The 19,449-nt window shown below is 51.6% G+C and carries 13 protein-coding genes; 6 read left to right on the top strand and 7 right to left on the bottom strand.

The window, feature by feature from the left end:
• Nucleotides 1-27 precede the first annotated feature (27 nt).
• On the top strand, nucleotides 28-1,914 hold the full coding sequence (locus SH302x_RS24530; protein ID WP_479365552.1) for a glycoside hydrolase family 183 protein: 1,887 nt from the start codon (nucleotides 28-30) through the stop codon (nucleotides 1,912-1,914).
• 34 nt (nucleotides 1,915-1,948) lie between these two features.
• Here SH302x_RS24530 and SH302x_RS24525 read toward each other — a convergent pair whose 3' ends face one another.
• Complete coding sequence (locus tag SH302x_RS24525) at nucleotides 1,949-2,965, bottom strand: endonuclease/exonuclease/phosphatase family protein (protein ID WP_479365551.1); 1,017 nt, start codon at nucleotides 2,963-2,965, stop codon at nucleotides 1,949-1,951.
• Between the two features lie 150 nt (nucleotides 2,966-3,115).
• Here SH302x_RS24525 and SH302x_RS24520 point away from each other — a divergent pair, with 150 nt between their 5' ends.
• From SH302x_RS24520 to SH302x_RS24510, 3 genes are all read left to right on the top strand, one after another.
• Complete coding sequence (locus tag SH302x_RS24520; protein ID WP_479365550.1) at nucleotides 3,116-3,385, top strand: hypothetical protein; 270 nt, start codon at nucleotides 3,116-3,118, stop codon at nucleotides 3,383-3,385.
• 73 nt (nucleotides 3,386-3,458) lie between these two features.
• Nucleotides 3,459-4,634 carry a cysteine desulfurase family protein gene (locus SH302x_RS24515; RefSeq protein ID WP_479365549.1) on the top strand — a complete coding sequence of 392 codons (1,176 nt, stop codon included), beginning with the start codon at nucleotides 3,459-3,461 and terminating at the stop codon, nucleotides 4,632-4,634.
• 68 nt (nucleotides 4,635-4,702) lie between these two features.
• Entirely contained in the window at nucleotides 4,703-5,521 is an 819-nt protein-coding gene (locus tag SH302x_RS24510) for a 3'-5' exonuclease (RefSeq protein WP_479365547.1), read from the top strand.
• 21 nt (nucleotides 5,522-5,542) lie between these two features.
• Here SH302x_RS24510 and queA read toward each other — a convergent pair whose 3' ends face one another.
• Nucleotides 5,543-6,619 carry a tRNA preQ1(34) S-adenosylmethionine ribosyltransferase-isomerase QueA gene (gene queA / locus SH302x_RS24505; RefSeq protein WP_479365546.1) on the bottom strand — a complete coding sequence of 359 codons (1,077 nt, stop codon included), beginning with the start codon at nucleotides 6,617-6,619 and terminating at the stop codon, nucleotides 5,543-5,545.
• Nucleotides 6,620-6,777: 158 nt separating this feature from the next.
• Between queA and rimI the strand changes: the two genes are divergently transcribed.
• Entirely contained in the window at nucleotides 6,778-7,296 is a 519-nt protein-coding gene (gene rimI, locus SH302x_RS24500; RefSeq protein ID WP_479365544.1) for a ribosomal protein S18-alanine N-acetyltransferase, read from the top strand.
• Between the two features lie 58 nt (nucleotides 7,297-7,354).
• Here rimI and SH302x_RS24495 read toward each other — a convergent pair whose 3' ends face one another.
• The 4 genes from SH302x_RS24495 to SH302x_RS24480 all read right to left on the bottom strand — a co-directional run bounded on the left by SH302x_RS24495 (nucleotide 7,355) and on the right by SH302x_RS24480 (nucleotide 15,953).
• A complete protein-coding gene (locus SH302x_RS24495; RefSeq protein ID WP_479365542.1) occupies nucleotides 7,355-10,816 on the bottom strand; it encodes an ATP-binding protein in 3,462 nt (1,153 codons plus the stop codon).
• Nucleotides 10,813-11,460: a DUF4194 domain-containing protein gene (locus SH302x_RS24490; protein WP_479365541.1), complete on the bottom strand. Its 648-nt coding sequence runs from the start codon at nucleotides 11,458-11,460 to the stop codon at nucleotides 10,813-10,815. The genes SH302x_RS24495 and SH302x_RS24490 overlap by 4 nt, the downstream gene beginning before the upstream one ends.
• A gap of 46 nt (nucleotides 11,461-11,506) precedes the next feature.
• Nucleotides 11,507-12,997 (bottom strand): DUF3375 family protein, encoded by a 1,491-nt coding sequence (locus tag SH302x_RS24485; protein ID WP_479365539.1) that lies wholly within the window; start codon nucleotides 12,995-12,997, stop codon nucleotides 11,507-11,509.
• 436 nt (nucleotides 12,998-13,433) lie between these two features.
• Nucleotides 13,434-15,953, bottom strand: coding sequence for a U32 family peptidase (locus SH302x_RS24480; RefSeq protein ID WP_479365538.1), 2,520 nt, complete (start codon nucleotides 15,951-15,953; stop codon nucleotides 13,434-13,436).
• A 562-nt stretch (nucleotides 15,954-16,515) separates the two neighbouring features.
• On the opposite strand from SH302x_RS24480, the gene SH302x_RS24475 reads away from it, so the two are divergent.
• A complete protein-coding gene (locus SH302x_RS24475) occupies nucleotides 16,516-19,233 on the top strand; it encodes a TolC family protein (protein ID WP_479365536.1) in 2,718 nt (905 codons plus the stop codon).
• A 73-nt stretch (nucleotides 19,234-19,306) separates the two neighbouring features.
• On the opposite strand, the gene SH302x_RS24470 is transcribed toward SH302x_RS24475, so the two are convergent.
• Nucleotides 19,307-19,438, bottom strand: a complete 132-nt coding sequence (locus SH302x_RS24470) for a hypothetical protein (RefSeq protein WP_479365535.1) — start codon at nucleotides 19,436-19,438, stop codon at nucleotides 19,307-19,309.
• Nucleotides 19,439-19,449: the final 11 nt, after the last annotated feature.

Below are 19,449 nucleotides of genomic sequence, written 5' to 3'. Positions count from 1 at the left end.
TTCTTTTTCCCCAGTTTTAGTCTCGCCATGACAAAAATATTACTCGCGGTTACCGCAAGCGTTTATGTTGCTCTTTCTCTGGCGATTAAAGTCTGCTCTCCAGTTCTTGGGCAGGAGCAATCTTTGTTTGCCATTGAAGTAATCGATGCAACAACTGGTCGGGGAATACCTTTGGTTGAATTGGAAACGATTAACCATATAACCTTTGTCACTGATAGTCATGGCGTCGCGGCTATCGCAGCTCCCGATTTAATGGGCCAGCTAGTTTACTTTTCAGTACGCAGTCATGGCTATCAGTTTCCGAAAGATGGTTTCGGACTGCAAGGAAAGGCGTTTCAAATCGAGCCTGGAGGCAAAGGGGTTCTCAAGCTGCAGTCGCTGAACATTGCCGAGCGTCTGTATCGCGTCACGGGCAGCGGTACTTATTTGGATACGGTTCTGCTGGGTCGCGAAGTTCCCATCGCAGCTCCGCTCTTAGATGCCCAGGTGCTTGGTTGCGACAGCGTAATGACGGCAGTTTACCAAGGCAAGATTCATTGGTTTTGGGGGGATACATCTCGCCCGCACTATCCTTTAAGTGGCAATATGCATATCACTGGAGCGACGTCTTTGCTACCTAGCGACGGTGGACTTGCTCCCAGTGTAGGCGTGCAACTGGACTACTTTGTCGACGATCGTAAGAGCGTTCGTGCGATGGCAGAAATGCCAGGCGAAGGGCCGACATGGATTAGTGCAGTTACCGTGCTATCGGATCATGAGAATCGAGAAGGCATTTATGCGGGGTATGTGAAAATACGCAACCAGATGGAGGCTTACCGATGGGGCTTCGTTGTCTGGAACGATGAATCCCGGCAGTTTGACCAAATTGTTGCGTTTGATGAAAGACCGCCAGTCTTTCTTGACCCGCAGACGCATACATTCTTGCAACGCGAGGAAGACCTTACTTATGTTTACTTTGCCAACCCCCTGCCACTTACCAGAGTTGAGGCAAATGCCGAGGCTTTTGTGGATCCTAGCCGTTATGAAGGATTTACCTGTTTAAAGGAGGGCACTCGCGCAGTAGATCAACAGCTTGATCGGGATGAAGAAGGAAAACTCCGGTACGCATGGAAAGCGAACACGCCAACTCTTTCGCAGGCCGATCAAAAATTGTTGATTCAGGCGGGAGCTATGACGCCAGAAGAGGAATTATTCGTTTTGCAGGACGTTGATTCCGGAAGGTTAATTCATGCACACAGCGGCTCAGTGTACTGGAACGAATATCGCAAACGATGGATCCTAATAGCCGTTGAACTAAATGGAGAGACTTCAATGCTGGGAGAAGTCTGGTTTGCGGAAGCGGATGCACCTGCAGGGCCTTGGCGTTATGCTCGCAAGATTGTGACTCATAACCAGTACACTTTTTACAACCCGAAGCAACATCCGTTCTTTGACGAGGATGGTGGACGCACTATTTATTTTGAGGGAACATACACCCACACATTTTCGGGGAATCTCCGGGCGACGCCGAGGTACGACTACAATCAGATCATGTATCGTCTCGATTTGTCGCGTTCCGAGCTGAATTTGCCCGTGCCTTTCTACGAAACGTCGAACTTTGTATCTGGTCCTCCGTTCGCACCCCTGCCCGATGGACAGCCCGCGGTGTTCTTTGCTTTGGCACGTCCGAAGGAGGACTGCGTTGCAGTATTTTGGAAGGATGGTGTCCTAGATGTAGGTGATACTGCCTCTTCGGGCGTGTGTCTCTTTTACGCGTTACCTGAAGATGCCCAAACTGTTCCACTCACTTCAACGCCACTTTACGAGTACATCCATCGACCATCAGGCGAACGGTTTTATACGACTCGTCAAGATTGGTCTCAAACGGGCTATGCCCGCAGCGCGAAGGCGGTTTGTCGAGTGTGGCGAAACTGAGTACAAACTCTGAGCCTTGCTGAGCGGTCAAAAACTATTGGATTTGCAGTAGGACTGGTCGATGATCTGAACCGACCGATTCTTCCAATACGCAGCGACGCAGCACACGCACATGCTGGTTGGCCAGTGCATGATCGATTGGAATGCCGAGATTGTAGAAGAAGGATGGCCAAGTGGAAAAGTAACCACGGTATGCTCGCGTGTCCTCAAGTTCGCCTACCGATAACATCCGTCGGAAGACTCGCGACCACGGGCTGGTATTAAAATCTCCCATCACCAACACTGGTTCGTCGCGGTGCTGACGGGCCAATGAAGCGATCTGTAAAAGTTGCTGGTTGCGCGTGCGCACTCGATTGCTGGAGAGATCGGGTGAAAAGGTGTGAACGACATACAATTGGTGTGGTTGCGAAGAACCCTTGGGTGTAAAGCGGATCGAAGCGGTATTCATGCCGTGGACGTTTTCAAACCGCAGTTGAGCATCAGGGAATTTGGTGAGTATCACCATGCTTTGCGATCGCCACTGTGCGCCCCACAATTCCGTTGCATATTCGCCGCGCAACGGAGTAAGCCATCTTCCGAGTTCATCGTTGCATTCGATGATCGCAACAACATCTGGATCGTGTTTGCGAATGAGTTGCTCAACGCCTGGATAATCATCATTCATTAAGTACGCATTCCAAACCAGTATTTTGGTGGCTTGGTCGGAAGTTTCGGGTGCGAGCCAGGCAATCAATTCCCAGGGCTTAATTATCAGGAGCATCGCGCAGGCGGGAATACACAACAAAATGAGACGCCTCTGCCAAGCGTATCTCGTGTGCTCTTTGCGACGGAAGAGGTAGGCGATCAGTGCCGCGAGAATGACACCGACGGTGGCGACAAAAACGTGCAGTATGGTATGCGACAGGATATCCGCGAGAGCGGATTGCATTGCCAAGTACCAAGCACACAAAACGATCCAGGCCGGTAAGGCAGCGACCATAAAAGAGTGCAACAACAATCGCTCGTTGAAGCTCGCCAAGCGGCGCAAGAACTCTGATCGATTGGATTCCACTTCGTTGCACCTGCAGGACCGAAAAATCAAGCCGACTGCGAAATGCACATTGATTTACGCAACATCGCTCACAGCACAGCTACTTTCAACATAGTTCCACGCTTGACAACATAGTATCGCAAAACCTTGATTTCACGGTGAAAAATCATCGTGATTGAGCTATCTTACGGAACTGCCGTTTGGGAAGAAGGCGTCAAAATTGACGCGATAACATTCTGGGCAAGATGCGGTTTTAGAAATAAGATTGCCAGCAAGATGAATCCGATCTCAGCCCAGTACGTTTTTGTCTTGCGAGTCCTGGACCGCCTTCGGCTTGAATCTTTTACAATTGATTTTGAAGAATTGACCATCCGTGTGTTTGTTTTCACGACGCAAACCTCCTATTTTGCCTGCGTTGTAGCAGCCTACCTGAAACTGTGATCAAAAAATGCCAACAGTTCATTAAAGCAAACGGCAAACCAAACTGTAGATAACGTTTCTCAAGACCGTTTTCATGAATCACGCACCCATCTATTTGGACAACAACGCTACTACCTTCTGTGCTGAAAATGTCATTGAAGTGATGGCCAAGACGGCGCGAATGCCGCTGGCCAATCCCGCCAGCCAACATCGTTTCGGGCGTGACGCTCGCAAGTGCCTTGAACGAGCAAGCGACGTGATTCTCACTGCCGTACATGCGCGTCGACAAGGGATGACGGCCGATCGATTGCTGTATTGTTCTGGTGGCACCGAAGCAAACAACTTGGCGGTGCTCGGTGTCCCGGATTCGATTGCTGGCTCGATCATGGTCAGTTCCATCGAACATCCGAGTGTTCTTGCTGCCGCAGAACTGGCACATCAACGCGGTCGTCGCGTTGAATACATCCCCAGTTTGTCATCGGGCGTGATTGACCTTGCGTGGCTCACAGATCGATTGTCTCGCGTAAGCTCGGAACCTGCGGCGTTGGTCGCAGTCATGGGGGCCAACAACGAAACGGGCGTGCTGCAACCGGTGATGCAAGTGGGCCAGTTGTGCCGACGCGCCGAAGTTCGCTTCCATGTCGACGCTGTGCAGTGTTTGGGAAAGCTGCCGATCGATTTCCAAGCCTACCAGGCTGACTCCATGACACTTTGTGCTCATAAAGTGCACGGACCGGTGGGAATCGGGGCTTTGGTGCATCGCGCGTCTGTTCCGTTTGAACCGCAGATTGTGGGCGGTTTGCAGCAAGCGGCAGTTCGTTCAGGCACGGAGTCAGTCATGCTGCCGGTGGGGTTTGCGCAGGCGGTAGCGCGGGTGGCCGAGGATCCCGCTAGGCTTGATCGAATGCGTAGCTTGCGAGACCGCTTTGAATCGTTACTGTCAGAAGTCTGCAATTCGCAAAGCTTGAGCATCCACATCATCGGGCACCAGTCTGATCGCTTGGTAAATACTTCCTGCGTGGCATTCCCGCCTCATTCCAGGCAAGCTTTGCAAATGGCGTTTGATTTAGTGGGGATTGCGTGCAGCACTGGGTCGGCTTGCGAAAGTGGTTCAGCTACTCCATCTCATGTCCTACTGGCCATGGGGCTGGATGAAAATATCGTACAATCAGCGTTACGATTTTCACTGTCGGAATTCACCACACTTTCCGAGATCGAAATGGCCGCCGAGCGGATTGCCAAATGTTTGAAGAGAGTGGCAAAAGTGTGAAGGAGTCTGACCTTTGAAATGGGAGGTAGGCTGTTGGCCGCGATGGAAATAGTTACCATAGGAAGATCATGGCAAACCGAGAAAAAGTGAAGTATCTGATATTCGATGTAGAGAGCGTTGCAGACGCCGATTTAATTGCTGCCAGCCGCTATCCTGGCGAAGGTTTGTCGGGCCCTGTGGCGATGCAGAAATTTCAACAAGAGCTTCTACAGAAATCAGGCAGCGAATTCGTCCCGCACACTTATCACATACCGGTAGCGGTTGTGGTTGCCAAAGTCCGCGAGGATTTGTCACTGGCAGAGATCGTATCGTTGGATCAACCGCACTACCGTCCGCATGTGATCGCCAAACATTTTTGGACTGGATGGGAAGCGTACCAACGCCCAACGTTTATTACGTTCAACGGCCGTGGATTTGATTTACCCTTATTGGAACTGGCGGCATATCGATATGGAATCAGCGTCCCAGCATGGTTCAATCTCTTTGAAAAGTCCTTCCAGCAGAATCGAAACCGCTATAACTTGGCTTCGCATATCGATTTGCATGAAGTGCTAACGAACTTTGGCAGCACTTGGTTCCGTGGTGGTTTGAACTTGGCCGCGATGCTCATCAACAAGCCGGGCAAGATGGATGTCCAAGGTGATATGGTGCAGCAGCTTTATCGCGAAGGCAAGCTAGGAGAGATCAGTGAATACTGTCGCTGCGATGTGCTGGACACTTATTTTGTGTTCTTGAGGATCTCGCTGCTCATGGGATTGATCGATCTCAATCGCGAAGCGACGCTGGTTGCTGCGGCGAAAACGATGCTGGAGGAACAGGCCGCCGACCATCCCGCCTACCAGCTTTATCTGGACCACTGGCAGGAATGGCAAAATCCGTGGGCATAGATTGCTTGCATGAGTTCCGCTTTACAGGATCAGCATACAATCGCCGTAGGAATAGAATCGATACTTCTGCTCAATCGCGACGCGATAGGCATCCATGATCAAGTCGCGGGATGCAAAGGCGCTGATCATGACCAACAAAGAGCTTTTGGGTAAGTGGAAGTTGGTGAAGATCGCATCGGTCGCTTGGAATTGGTAACCTGGACGAATGAAGAGGTCGGTTTCTCCTTGCCAGGGAACTAGGTGGCCATTGTTTTTGGATGCGACACTCTCAAGCGTGCGAACGGTGGTGGTGCCGACGGCAACGATACGTCCTCCCTCGCTGCGGGTGGCTTGCAGTCGTTTGACGACTGGCTCGGTCAGCTCGCACCATTCGCTGTGCATTTGGTGTTGGGTTAGGTCGTTGGATTGAATCGGGCGAAAGGTTCCAATGCCGACATGCAGCGTAGCTGCAAGGAACGCCGCGCCAGCCCCACGCACTGCATTCACTAAATCGGGAGTAAAGTGGAGACCAGCGGTCGGCGCTGCAACTGAACCAGGACGGCGAGCATAGACGGTCTGGTAGCGATCGATATCGTCTTCCACCATCGTCCCGCCACGGATGTATGGTGGCAGTGGAACGCGTCCGCAACGCAGTAGCAGCTCCATCCAATCGCAGACAGGCTGAGCCCGATAGAAGGCATGCCCACCTTCTCCCTTGGCGACCAGCACCAATTGCTGGACCTCGCGGCCTTCGCGGTCACGCACGGTAACGGATTCGCCGACTGCCATTGAGCCACGCGTCTTGCAGAGTAAATCCGCGACACCCGTTTCTGCATCATAGCGCAAGTACAAGCCTTCCCAACGGCCTTTGGTTTGCGTGCGAAAGCCGATCAGCCTCGCGGGAATGACTTTGGTGTCATTTACCACCACGGAGTCCCCGGGCTGGACAAATTGCGGAAAATCCCGAACTTGGCAATGTTCCATAGCGCCAGATTGACGATGGATTACCAACATGCGTGAGGCCACGCGTTGCTCGGAAGGATATTGTGCAATCAAATCCTTAGGCAAATCGTAGTCATATTGATCGAGTTGGTCTTGTTTTTCGTTCGGATTATTCATGAAGCGGGAGCGTCGTCGACGTTAAACTTTCTAAGCAAGCAAATAAATGAGTCGAATCGTTTTTCAGTTTCGATCTTGGTTCGAATTCTTCTCTTTGCTACCTTAGCGGACCGCCCATCGAGAGGCGACAGAAAAGTGAGGCCAGGAAGGAGCCAGTGATGCCAAAAGTTGATCAAAGCAAAGCAAGCGTTCAGATCCGTTGGATGATTCGCCGAGACATGCAATCGGTCTTGGAAATCGAGCGACAGAGTTTTGAGTTCGCTTGGAGCGAGGACGATTTTATACGTTGTCTGCGTCAACGCAACTGCATTGGAATGGTTGCCGAACGTAACGAAGAAATTGTCGGCTTCATGATTTACGAACTGCACAAGAATCGTTTGCATGTTCTGAATTTCGCTGTCCATCAAGACTTTCGACGCCACGGCGTCGGACGCACAATGATTGACAAACTCATAGCGAAACTAGCATTCCAACGCCGTAATCGGATCATGTTGGAAGTGCGCGAAAGCAATTTGCACGCGCAACTGTTTTTCCGTTCCATCGGCTTTCGCGCTATCAGCGTCCTTCGCGATTTCTACGAAGACACCACCGAAGACGCTTATCTGATGCAATACCGATACAGCCCAGTGGCCAGTGAAGCGCTTGCTCCCGATCGCGAACATCGCTTGGCGGGCTAAAAGACAAACGAGTCTTGCTGGCCATGGTCGGCTATATTCTGTATGTCTTTAACAAAGTCTACTTTGGTGCTTTTCGTCGTGGGCCAGTGCCGATCAGTTCTGCTGAAGGCACTTGGCCTGCTTTCGCAAGCACCTCTTCATACTCACGCGCGGTCATGTTCACCAGTTGTGACCGATACGACTTCTCATCTTTCAAGACTTGCAAGTAGTGTTGTACGTATGGTTCGGTGACGCGGGCTTTTGCGTCCAGCGGCGCTACAATCAGCAACTGTAATCCAAACCGCTCAAAAAGCTTCAATGCATAGACAGCAAACCGATCATCGATCTTCGAAAACATTTCATCGACAACGACAAAATGAAAGCCACCATTATCGCGACCTGTGAGGTCTAGGTCGTATTGATAAGCGATCGCGGCAACCAAAATTGTAAATGCAAGTCTCGCTTTTTCACCGCCGGACTGGCCACTGCTGTCTTCGTAGTAACTGCGTTGCTCGCCGGTTTCGATATCAATCTCACAAGCGCCGAAATCGTACCACCTTCGAACGTCAATCACGCGATCTCGCCAAGTCGAATCTTCGCTCAATCGACTGATCAATTTTTCGATCCTCAGAAAGCGAGCTTCATTCGCATTGGGCGAATTGTCAAAGCTATTATCCAGGCACGACCGCAGGGCGTTTTTGAATTCACTGATCTCAGCGTTTTTGACATGTCGCATATCCAATCGCATGAAAGTACCAGAATTGTAAGGCAACTCTCGCAGCGCTTCGTTCAATTCATCGATCTTGGTTTGAATGTGTCGACCTTCTTGCATCAGGCTACTATTGAACAGTCCCATTTCTTTGGAAACGGTATCGTTGAGGCGATCTTTGAAGCGTTGCTCATGTTGCGGCAGACCTTCGCGACGAATCAGTTCAAGCTTTGACATAAAGCTGAGTAGCGACGCCAACGACGAATCCAAATCGTCACGTTCTTCTTGACATTTCTTCAGATAGTCCCCCATCGCGCGGGTTAACCGTTCCGCCACAGGTGCGATGACTTTACGCAAACGTTCGATCCGCAAGGTGACTTCGGATTGAAATTCTCTTTCGCGATCAAACAATTCGTCAAAGACCAGCGATTCCTCTCCCAGCGCTTGTTCCACTTCAGCAAAGACTGCTTCAAATGCATCCCAACGACGTTCGGCTTTCCATTGCGCGATCTTCAACCTCGCATTTTCCAGTAACCGTTGGCCATCTCCATACTCTTTGTTCAGCACGCCCAAGATCAGGACGACTTCGTCTCGCTGTTGATTCAGCGTCTCGATTTCTTTTTCCAGAGTCGCGAGCTTTTCTTTCAAGACTTTGACTTTATCGTTGGCTGATTCCAAGGCCGCCTTTTCGCGATTCAGCTCTTCGATCGTACGAGCATGCGTCCCAGAATCAATTTCATCGAACGTTTGCACCAATAGGCATCGGTCAATGACGCTCGATTCAGCGCTCAGCATTCGGGCTTGGTCATCCAGCACGAGGATTTGCTGGTTCAAGGCCTCGATTTGCATGTGGAGATTTGCGATCGCATCCGCCAAACGACGTTTTTTAGCTTGGTTATTCCACCCCAAAACATAATTTCTAGGGTCCAGCGTTCTATCTCGATCGTCTTTCTCGTGCCGTGAATCGCCTACTTTGCTGTGGCGATTGATTGTCACTGCCAAACGTGGAGCTTCGCGAAACTCCTCCATGGTTTCGCAACAACGATAGTCAAATCGAGCTTGCAAATGATCCTTAACCCAAGAAGTAAGGTCATGGCCTTCGCGGAATTGAAGCTTTCGAATCAACGACCGACTGTGTAAGCGATCACCATTTTCTGAGGCATCGACGGGAGCCCCCACACGCCAGTAGACCAGCTTGAGTCCTTCGCCTTGACTATGGCTGGTTCGTTTAGCGCGATCGACGAGCCGCGTTTGTTCAATATATGTACTTACGCGTCGGTATAAGCGATCTGGTACGAGCAAAGTCTTTGCAAATCCGTTTAAGACCATCTCAATCGATGATTCCCAGTCTTGTTGATCATCTCGCACTGCGATGAGCTCAGCAGCAAAAAGTAGGTCCTCTTCGTTCAGGTCCAAGTCTTCGCACAGTTGAGTCCGCAATCTGGCTAACCAGCCAGGCAAGTTCGTGCGACGGCGTGAGAGCACTTCTAGCTCGTCTTCCAATTCTCGCTTTTTAGAAAGCAGGTGGCCGCGTTCAATCACCAGCAAATCACGGTCATCGTTACTTGATTTCCACTGCTGGGAAATCAGCATTTGCCGTTGCAAGATCGCTTGGCGTAACAAGTCAAATCCATTGCGGCTAGCGATCGATTCGGCCTCTTTCAAACGGGTCTGATCCAACCGGACACCTTGGACGCCGGACAAAAACTCTTTGCGTCGTTCATCTTTGTGCTTAAAGTTTGTCGCTTCAACCTGAAGTAGGTTGGGGATCATTCTGAGGCGTTCTCCGCCTGCCACATCGATATCGTTCTGGACTTGGCGTGCTTCAAGATTCGCTTGTTTAGCGCGGTTGCCTAGTTCATCGCGACGAGCCTCTTGAGCCAGTCGCTGCTCCTGACAGATCGCCAACTTGGGCAACGCAAGTTGAACGGTCTGGTTTCGAAAGAAGGCATCTGCCGCGATGGATAATCGCTCAGCCTGCGTCAGTTGGTCTTGATGTTGTTGGTATTCTTGCCCGTGCCGTTCAATAGGCACCAGAAGATCATGCTGAGTTCGGATCTTGACGAGTTGTCGATGCGCAGCTCGCAATTCCGAGAAATGCTCAATCAGCTTTTGAACACGTTCCTTGCTGCCAGTAGACTCCAGCATGTGGCTGCGAATAAAGGCATTCAAGCTGCGGATGTCTTTGACGGCTACCGTTTGATTGAACATATCCATCGCCAGTGGCTTGACACCGGTACGGCGCAGAAACCATTCGTGGTATTCGGTAAAGGTCTTAGTAGCTCGGAACCCACGGGACTTGAGCGTGGCTAACAGCCCCTCGGATTTGGTCAGTCCTTGCAAGTCGTTGGCAATCGATTTGTCACCTTCCCCGATAGCAAAGACCTTGTCGATAGAGCCATCGCCGCGTGGATACAACACTTGTGCCAACGTAAATCCGCTGTGCACATTCTCGTCGAAGAAGTACGCCAGAATGACGCTGTAGAATTGATTCCCGCTGCGTAAATACAGCTTTCGAACTTGCGCATCATCGGCTCCCAACTGTTGGTCGCAAGCGCCTTGCACGTAAGTGCGTTCGGTGCGCTCGGTCTTCTTTGCGCCAGCCGCAACGTTGTAATTGCGAATTCCATTGGGGACTAGCAACGTCAGCAACGCATCCACCAGAGTCGACTTTCCAGCTCCGTTCCGCCCCACCAACAATGTCGTGCGGCCTTCTGGTCTCGCGATATAGATTCCGCCATCGCTGCTGTCAAAGGTGCCCCAGTTATACATTTCGATTCGATGGAGCCGAATGCCGGGCCGTTCGCTACGTAATTCCAAATGATCGTTCATAGCACTTCGCTTCCTTGTGATTGAGTGACGATACGGTCTTGGGCTTGATTCTTGTCGAGATAGGCACGCATCTGCTGGAGCATCAAGTCCAGTTTCTCTAGCGGCAATCGCGCTTTGATGATGCGACGGACTTCGTATTCGCCTTCGCCGCCAAATTTTTGCACGAACGCCATCGCTTCCAGCTTCTTCATGGTTGCCTCCAACGACTTGCGAGTTTGGACATCATCTTGCGAAGTAGGTTGCATCGATTTCCAGATCTCATGCAAAGCATCGAGCGTTACGGTACAACGACCATTATCTAGGTCTTCATCTTCCCAGCGTCGCATTTCATCCCGCAGGAGGATACACAAAAGCGTGACATCATAGGTCAGCGGCGTTCGGCGAAATAAACGTGGCAAGTTGCCGCCAATCGCATCCCGTTCTTCGTCGGTCCATTGCCGTAAGTAAGCGAAACCGTCCGCTTCGTCGACGATCAAAGACAATCCAATACGCGCAAAGTAGTCTTCTAGGTCGCTGCGATAAGTGAGAATCTGGCTCCACGGCTGCGGCTCATCGCTATAAACCACCCCTTGTAGCAGTCGGATGGCCGCTAAGCTTTCCGGCTTGGTCGCGCGAGGTTCTTGGTCTTCGTAAAAGTCACTCATCGTATAGGGTAATCAATCGATTGTTAATAAAACGGTTCATTCATCGTCAATGTGAAGTTGTCTGCACGTCGGCTGCTTTTGCATTGGCACGAAAGACAACACGTGGGATAGCAAGCGTCGATATGCTTCCGTCGGCATGTTTCACTACAACTTCTTCTACGCAAGCATGGTTGATCTCGCAGCCGTCTTCGTGTGCAATTTGGATTAAACCCAAGACCTCGACGGCGTCGTATTGCATTTCATCGCGATCTAGTATTTCCGCCAAAGTCGCCTCTTGCGAGTTCTCAACAGCGTTGGCAATTTTCGTCCGCAACGCTTGCCAATCAATCGTCTTGAGGAGAGCAAGATCAGTGAAGGCCAGGACGCGATCGTGATCATCGGCCAAATGCTCCTTCAAATCGACCGTATTAAACTCGTTGGGAGGCAGCCAGAATGGTCGCTCCGTAGGTAACGCAATGTCCAGTTCGGTTTCAATGTAGAGCTCAACTAAAGAATCGCGATTGGGGTCATCGGCGAGTTTAACCGCTATCGTACGGATGTCGCTTAATAGCTGCGTAAGCCGTTGTCGCTCTGATCTTACATCGCGATCAAGCAGTCGCCGTAACGTGGTGGAAAGGCTTTGGTACGTCCGCAGCACCTTGCGAGCTTCGGCGGTAAGTGCTGGGACCATGTCGCGGATTCTCTTCAGCCCTTCACGTTCGCCAGCCAGTACTTCGATCTCGGCCACACGTGCAATGATCTGTTCGACATGCTCTTGCCGCGAAGGCGACAGGATCAGCCTCGCGAACTCGTCAAAGCTGATGCCTTGGTCTTCACCCTTGAGCCCATCTTCGGCGTCCAAGGCCTCGCCTAAGATCTGCCCACGCGTAAGATCGGTGGAAAGCTGCCGCTTTTGAACTTCGCGTGTGATGTCCTTGAATGATTCTTCGACCGCGCGAAAATCTCCTTGCAGATTCACCAAGTCCGAAAGCGCATCGGTGAATCGCTCCCGAATCGCAGTTGGGTTATAGGTAGTGACCGCACCCGCAGATTCAATCTCTGCAATCTGCAAATCGATAGCTTGCTTTTGAGCCCGCAAATGTTCCAAGCGACGCTCGACATCCGCCGATGCTCCCAAGGCGAGATCGTTCAAAGTATCGATGATGCGTCGCAAGCGTGATTCGGTACCAACGAAGCGATGGTCCCGACGCGATAATTCATCAATGAAAGTGAGTACGTCTTCGGTCGCCGATGTAAGTTCATACAGCGGTTCATCGCGTGCCGCATCCAGGAACCGCCGTAGGTATCGCTTCTTGGCACTGCACCAATCGGCTAAATAGTTCTCGGGCGAGTCCAGTAAAACGTCCGGTTGCGATTCATGCAGATGATCCAGGTAACGCCGCAGCGATTCGGTCAGCTCAAACATGCCGCGAACCACCGCACCGCCAGCTTTGAATTCGCGGTACAAGAAGTCGATAATCAACGGCGCGTGCTTTGCGCGCAGCAAGCCGATGATGGGGCTATTTTCAAAGAACGATGTAAGCCAAGTGAGCTGCATGAACGGGTGGGCCCAGTGGGCCTGGAATGACGAAACGACTGGAACTCTGATTTTATTCAGTCCGCTGTCTATTAAGTCATTTTGATTGACACGTTTGGTCCGAAAACCGCCTGCCTGACCAGATTTTTAAGAAAAATCGCTTCATTTTGCCTGGAAAAGCTGCGAGTTTAGCCAGCATGCGGCTGTCCGAGCGATCGTCAATAGTAATGCGAGCCTTCTTCGCGAAGGGCTTCGGCACTGAAACTTACTCACTGGTAAAGTTCTCGTAGCTCCAAATTTCAGTCAATCGGTTCCAGCCATACAACGTCGTCAAGCTCCTCAAGTACTTTGCGCAAGAAGCAAGCCGCAGTGCGTTGCATCAGACATCAGAATTGCCCAAGGTCTTATATGACTCAGTGCTGTGGAATCCTGGATTTGGTGCAGTGCTCATGTTGGCTCAAAGAATCGCTAAAGGGTTTCTCTTTTGCTCCATCGTCCCGCGTGTTACGCCGATGCGGTTGTCAGCTCGCAGTTCCCTCCAGACATCTGCCCCAGCTAGCTGGCCTTGCAGTAGTTTACGATATAGCCCAACAAGCTTCGTGATCTCAGAGGATTGAGTGTTGGGCAACAACTCGATGCGAAAGTGTCGTACGCCGCGCTGGATCAAATTTGGCACGGCTTCCGCGCCGCTTTGCGCTCGGCCGTTGTACAAAGTGTTGCGGCAACCGATATCCGCATCCAAGTAGTGGTCGGTGCCGACGCGGTCTTTCAGGTGTACCACATGGTGATCACAAGGTCGTCCACAATTTGTCTTGTTGGTGCCCGGCGACAGTACGCTACAGAAGACACAATGCTCCATATGAAACATCGGCATATGCTGATGGATGACCACTTCTAGTTTGTTGGCCGGCAACCATTGTACCAGGTCCAGCAACTGGTCCCGATTCAAATCATACGACACGGTAATGCGTTTTAGGCCTTTGTTCAAATACCAATTGGCGGTGATGGGATTGGTAATATTCAGCGAGAAATCGCCGACCATTGCCACTTGGTTTTGAGCTGCAAAGTCGAGTGTCGCCAAGTTGCGAATCAGCCATTGGTCCGCTTGGCGTTTGAGCAATGACCGCATCAGCCCCATCTCGCCGGGCTTCTGAATTCTCAGAGGAGCTAAAGCAATCTGAGCATCTGCCGCATGCGCTTGCTCGACGGCCTCCTTGTATTGACGGATATCATGGAACTCCGCGTAAATCTGCTTTACTCCCTGCTCCAATACATGCTGTATTTGAGGCAATGATCGGCACAGAACGTACAACTGCGGTGCAGCGACGTGTTCTGAGGCAGCGGGCTGAGCGGCCGACGGGGATTGAACCAAGGCTTTCCATTGCAAGCCATCGGCACAGCGATGGGGACGCAGGAAGTCGACCTGTTCCTCTAGTGATTCCAACATTCGCTTGCGAATCTCGCCAATCAAACTGAGTGGCGTCATCGGTTGGCCTTCGATGTGAGCCGCCAGGCTTTTTAAGAAGTAGGGTGAGCCGCCAAGTCGCGAAAACTGCTGCTCGAATTGCTCAACAGACGCCGGATGCTTTCTCGCTACTTCCAACGGTTGCTCACCCGTTAGATTGAAACTGTTTTGACCTGCTTGAACCATAATACTCAACGGTTGGCCAGCGACGGCTGTCACGGCGACTTCCAGCGGGAACTTTCCACACTCATTCTTCTCCGTCGAACGCACTTGCCACTTCTTGCTGTGCTGTGGAGAATGTGACAAGAAAACTTTACGGCCAACCAAGTCCACGTCGCGAGGCACGATACCCGCTTGCAACTCTAACTGGACATGGCCAGCAGTACGTTCATCGCAACGATTGCGGTTCTGATAGATTTGATAAACTCGTCCACCGATCTCCGCGTTGGCACTGCGGTCCCCTTCCATCACGATACCATCACCACGCATTAATCCATGTTGCAAGTCAACATGCAATCGTTCACCTGTTACGCGAGTGACCACACCCACTTCTACGCCGCGCTTGTTGCTGGAGAGTCCTGGGACCAAACGTTTGTGGTCACAGCCTTCTAACCAACCGGGAGCGAAACCACGCGAGAAACTCAACTCCATCTCCATGCGATCTTGCTCGCTCATGCGTTTGGGCTGCTTGGCCATCGCAGCATCGATCGCTTGTCGATAATGCGAGACGATATTAGCGACGTACTCGGGCGACTTAAGTCGACCTTCGATTTTGAACGATGCCACGCCGGCCTCGATCAACTGCGGCACATGATCGTAAGCAGCAAGATCTACCGGCGACAGCAGGTACTTGTTATCGCCAAGGTCTTTAGGTTGACCATCGACAATCAGCTCATAATTAAGCCGACAAGCCTGAGCGCACTGGCCACGGTTGGCAGATCGTCCACCCAAGGACTCGCTGGTCAAGCACTGACCGCTGTAGGCAACACATAGCGCACCGTGCACAAACACTTCGACTGGAATCGAGCTTTTACTGGTAATGTCGCGAATCTCTTTGATGGAAAGTTCGCGTGCCAGCACGATCCGTTCCAGGTTCAGATCGGCTAGGCCCGCGAGTGTTTCCGCGGAAGTGATCGTCATTTGCGTGCTGCCGTGAATGGCCAGCGACGGAGCGATACTGCGAGTCAGTTGTGCCACGCCGATATCTTGAACGATCACCGCATCAACGCCTGCCTGAGCGATGTGACGGATGTTTCTTTCCAACTCGTCTAGCTCTTCGGTAAAGGCCAGCGTGTTCAACGTCACAAAGCCTCGCATCCCATGACGATGCAGAAGCTGCATGAGTTGCGGTAGATCGTCAAGGTGGAAATTCGTGGCTCGAGCCCGAGCATTGAATCCGACGTTCAAGCCAAAGTAAATCGCATCAGCACCGTAAGCGATAGCTGCTTGTGCGCAGTCCCAATCGCCGGCGGGTGCGAGAAGCTCTGGTGATGCAGGAAGAGGTTGGGACATTTTATAGAAAATTTCTTAGATTGCTTTGCGAAACCTGCATTCCAGATCGGGTATGCATCGTTCTCGCTGTCTGCATTGTTTCTTCAATCGTTAAGGTTGTCCAGTGAAAGAATCGCAGCATTGTTAAAACTGGTAAAGCTGGCAGTTTCGCGAAAAGGCGCAGTTGCGGAAGAATCGTTATTGAATGAACTACCCCTTCTACCGATACACAAGATTGAAAGGTCATTAGCGGCTGAACCGCTATTGGACCGCCTTCATTGTACAACAGTGCAACCTCACCGACGGAATTCCGCAGATGAATCGACGTACCAGCAATTGCTCAAACGCAATCGGGAGCCAATCTCGAGATCGTGCACTTAGCGCAAAACGACGTAAGCGTCGAATGGCGAGAAGCTGGTTTTCAGTGGCTTTACTAACGACTTGTACGCTTCTTTCGCATGGGTGTACCAGAGCCCATCATCGCACGCGGGCCGACCTGGAAACCAGCGCGCTGATTTCGGAAAAGGTGGACACGGCAGGGACGCCGATTATTCGAAATGTGCAAGTGGATCGAGCATCGCGTATGTTTGACCCGTTTAACCCTGACCGTCCACCAATGCCTGAAGACGATCCAACGTCACATCGTTATATGCAGGTGGTCGATGGTAAGAAGCATTATCCGTTATGGTACATCAACGGTCGCACCAACACGGCCGAATCACCGGATTGGTGGCAGTTCTTGCCACTAGATGAACGTGGTGTTTTAGTCCTGGACATGGATACGGCGGTTAAGCTGGCGATTCTTCATTCACCCGACTATCAGTCGGCCATCGAAACCTTGTTCTTGTCGGCATTGGACGTCAGTAGCGAACGGTTCTTGTTTGACAATCAATTCTCTGCAGGCTACGGCGTGGATTTGACGTCGACCGGACCTGCGCGACGTAGCAACGCGGGCCAAAGCAGTACCGTGCTTGGCGCGGGGACATTCAGTCGCGGTCCGCGACCGCTTGGCTTCCAGCGTACGATGACCACGGGAGCAACATTCGCCGCTGGGCTAGCGAACTCGCTGACGTGGCAGTTGTCGGGGCCTGATACGCAGTCGGCCAACACGGTTTTGGATTTCTCCCTGTTCCAGCCTTTGCTTCGCAACGCTGGGCGTGATCGCGTGATGGAAACACTGACGTTGGCCGAACGAACGCTGCTGGCTAACGTGCGCCAGTATGAGCGATATCGAGTTGGCTTCGCGTTGACGCTTTCGATCGGTCGAGCCAATGAGCAAGCGCCCAGTCGCCGCGGGGGGTTGTTTGGTGGTGCAGGCTTGCAAGGATTCACCGGTTTGGGCGGTGGCTTCGGTGCCGTTGGTGCTAACTTGGGTGGCGGCGGTGGCGGTGGATTTGGTGCCGCAACAGCGATTCCCCAAGCTGGTGGTTACCTCGGTTTGCTGCAAGATCAGCTAACGATTCGCAATACACTTGAAAACACGACTCGCTTGCGCCAAGTGCTTCTGCAATTCGAAGATCAGCTTAACGAACAGTTGTTGAAGATCCCCAACACTCAGCAAGAAATTCCATCGCAGGAACTGCAAGTTGCACAAACGCGACAAACGCTGATTAACGCACAGAACCAGTTGCTCAATCTGCAGACTCAGTATGAAACATCATTAGATACCTTCAAGACCACCATGGGCTTGCCGCCCTACATCTGCGTAGAGATCAAAGATCCTCTATTGGACCAGTTTGATATTGTCTCGCCACAGCTTCTCAAACGCGGCAACGATACCAGCGATTTGCGATCATCGGTCGGGCAGAATAACTCACGACTTTTGAGATTGAGCGAAGTAGTTAGCGACGAGGAGTCGGGCAGCTACCGCGTACTAAACTTCAATGACAAAGTCCGCGATGAACTGATTGATTTGTATGGCAATGACAAGAAGATCAAGATCATACTCGACGCATTGTTTGAGGAAGATCTGCCGCAGATTCGAGGTGACATTCGCAGGCTCGAATCCTCCATTGAAGGTCGCAAATCACAGCTTGCTCGCCTGCGACGTATCCTGAATGACGAGCGGGATGCCATCTGCTCCATTCTCCCTGCGAAGGGGCTAGACGCAGCTTTGTTTGCCGATAATGAAATCGATAAATTGCCGGGAGTCTTGTCGGTCGAAATTGAGCGTATCGAACAGCGTTTGAAGAAGTACGTTGACAGCTATCGTGAACTGCTTGAAAGCATTGAGTCGCTGGCCGAGACCAACACAGCCCCGCCGCTGCAACAGCCGGATAATACGCTGCCACAAAACAATAAAGCGCGAGCTCAATTTGAAGCCGTTCGAGACAAAGCCATTCTGAAGAGCCAAGATCTGTTGGCTCTTATCAGTGACGATGTACTAGCATTGCAGGTGATTCAAGCTCGAGCTAGGACTGAAAGCTTAGTGTTGCCAGAAGTCGACATTGAGCCACGGGAGGCGATCGATATCGCTCGCGCAAACCGTTTGGACTGGATGAACAATCGCGCGGCATTGGTGGATCGCTGGCGTGCGATCGAAGTGGTCGCCGATCAGTTGGAAGGCTTCCTGGATATCACCTTTAGCGGCGATATTCAAAACAGCAACGATAATCCTTTCTCGCTGCGTAACAATACTGGCCGACTACGAGCCGGCTTGCAATGGGATTCACCGCTGACTCGATTGCAAGAACGCAATCAGTATCGCCAAGTGTTGGTTGAATACCAACAAGCTAAACGCAGTTACTATCAGTATGAAGACAATATTTGGCGCACGCTGCGCAACGAGTTGCGCAGCGTGAGATTGAATCAGTTCAATTTCGAATTGCAACGCTATGCAGTACGGATCGCGGCCCAACAGATTACGCTCAATACCGACATCCGATCGATTGGTGAGGCGTTGCAACAAGGCTTGGGTCCCACCGCCGCTCGTGACTCGATTCAAGCGTTGCAAGCACTGCTCGACGCTCAAAACACCTTGATCGGTGTTTGGGTAAACTACGAAGCCCAGCGGCGTAACCTGAATCAGGATCTCGGGACCGCTCGCGTGGATGGTGAAGGCCTGTGGGTCGATCCAGGTCCGATCACTAGCGAAACCATCATGTCTGGCGGATTGCTGAACGGTGGAATGGTTGCTGGAACCCCGTTCGATTTAGAGCCGATTCTGGCCGAGCCCATCCAGGCCGCACCGGCCGAAGTGCTGCCAGAAGTCTCGGTTGCGCCCATCGACGGCTCAGTCGACGGGGCGGGGCCGATTATCCCCAATGCAGTACAACCGGCTGGCCCACTGCGAGTTGAGTGAAGATCTGGTAGTCAAAGTAGCGAATTTGCCCGGTTCTTGAGCCACAATTCTTGTAATTTCCAATAGTTAAGCTTTACTGAAAATAGTTGGCTTGATCGACTGCGGTAAGCGTCGACGGCCCGATCGGTAAATTTGTGACCATTGGCGATTCGATGAAGCTGAGCGAAATATTCAAATCCAAGCGAGCTAGCCCAGCCAGCTCCATGGCGAAACCCG

The sequence above is a fragment of the Njordella calcicola genome (assembly GCF_056494125.1).
Note: the sequence above shows the minus strand (reverse complement) of the source record. Positions and strands in the feature narration are given on the sequence as shown.

Excerpts from the sequence above, each read along its gene's own strand:
- SH302x_RS24490 (WP_479365541.1), bottom strand. The coding sequence starts at position 11,460 with ATGAGTGACTTTTACGAAGACCAAGAACCTCGCGCGACCAAGCCGGAA.
- SH302x_RS24470 (WP_479365535.1), bottom strand. The coding sequence starts at position 19,438 with ATGGAGCTGGCTGGGCTAGCTCGCTTGGATTTGAATATTTCGCTCAGC.
- SH302x_RS24475 (WP_479365536.1), top strand. The coding sequence starts at position 16,516 with ATGTTTGACCCGTTTAACCCTGACCGTCCACCAATGCCTGAAGACGAT.
- SH302x_RS24480 (WP_479365538.1), bottom strand. The coding sequence starts at position 15,953 with ATGTCCCAACCTCTTCCTGCATCACCAGAGCTTCTCGCACCCGCCGGC.
- SH302x_RS24485 (WP_479365539.1), bottom strand. The coding sequence starts at position 12,997 with ATGCAGCTCACTTGGCTTACATCGTTCTTTGAAAATAGCCCCATCATC.
- SH302x_RS24515 (WP_479365549.1), top strand. The coding sequence starts at position 3,459 with ATGAATCACGCACCCATCTATTTGGACAACAACGCTACTACCTTCTGT.
- SH302x_RS24530 (WP_479365552.1), top strand. The coding sequence starts at position 28 with ATGACAAAAATATTACTCGCGGTTACCGCAAGCGTTTATGTTGCTCTT.
- SH302x_RS24495 (WP_479365542.1), bottom strand. The coding sequence starts at position 10,816 with ATGAACGATCATTTGGAATTACGTAGCGAACGGCCCGGCATTCGGCTC.
- queA (WP_479365546.1), bottom strand. The coding sequence starts at position 6,619 with ATGAATAATCCGAACGAAAAACAAGACCAACTCGATCAATATGACTAC.
- SH302x_RS24510 (WP_479365547.1), top strand. The coding sequence starts at position 4,703 with ATGGCAAACCGAGAAAAAGTGAAGTATCTGATATTCGATGTAGAGAGC.
- rimI (WP_479365544.1), top strand. The coding sequence starts at position 6,778 with ATGCCAAAAGTTGATCAAAGCAAAGCAAGCGTTCAGATCCGTTGGATG.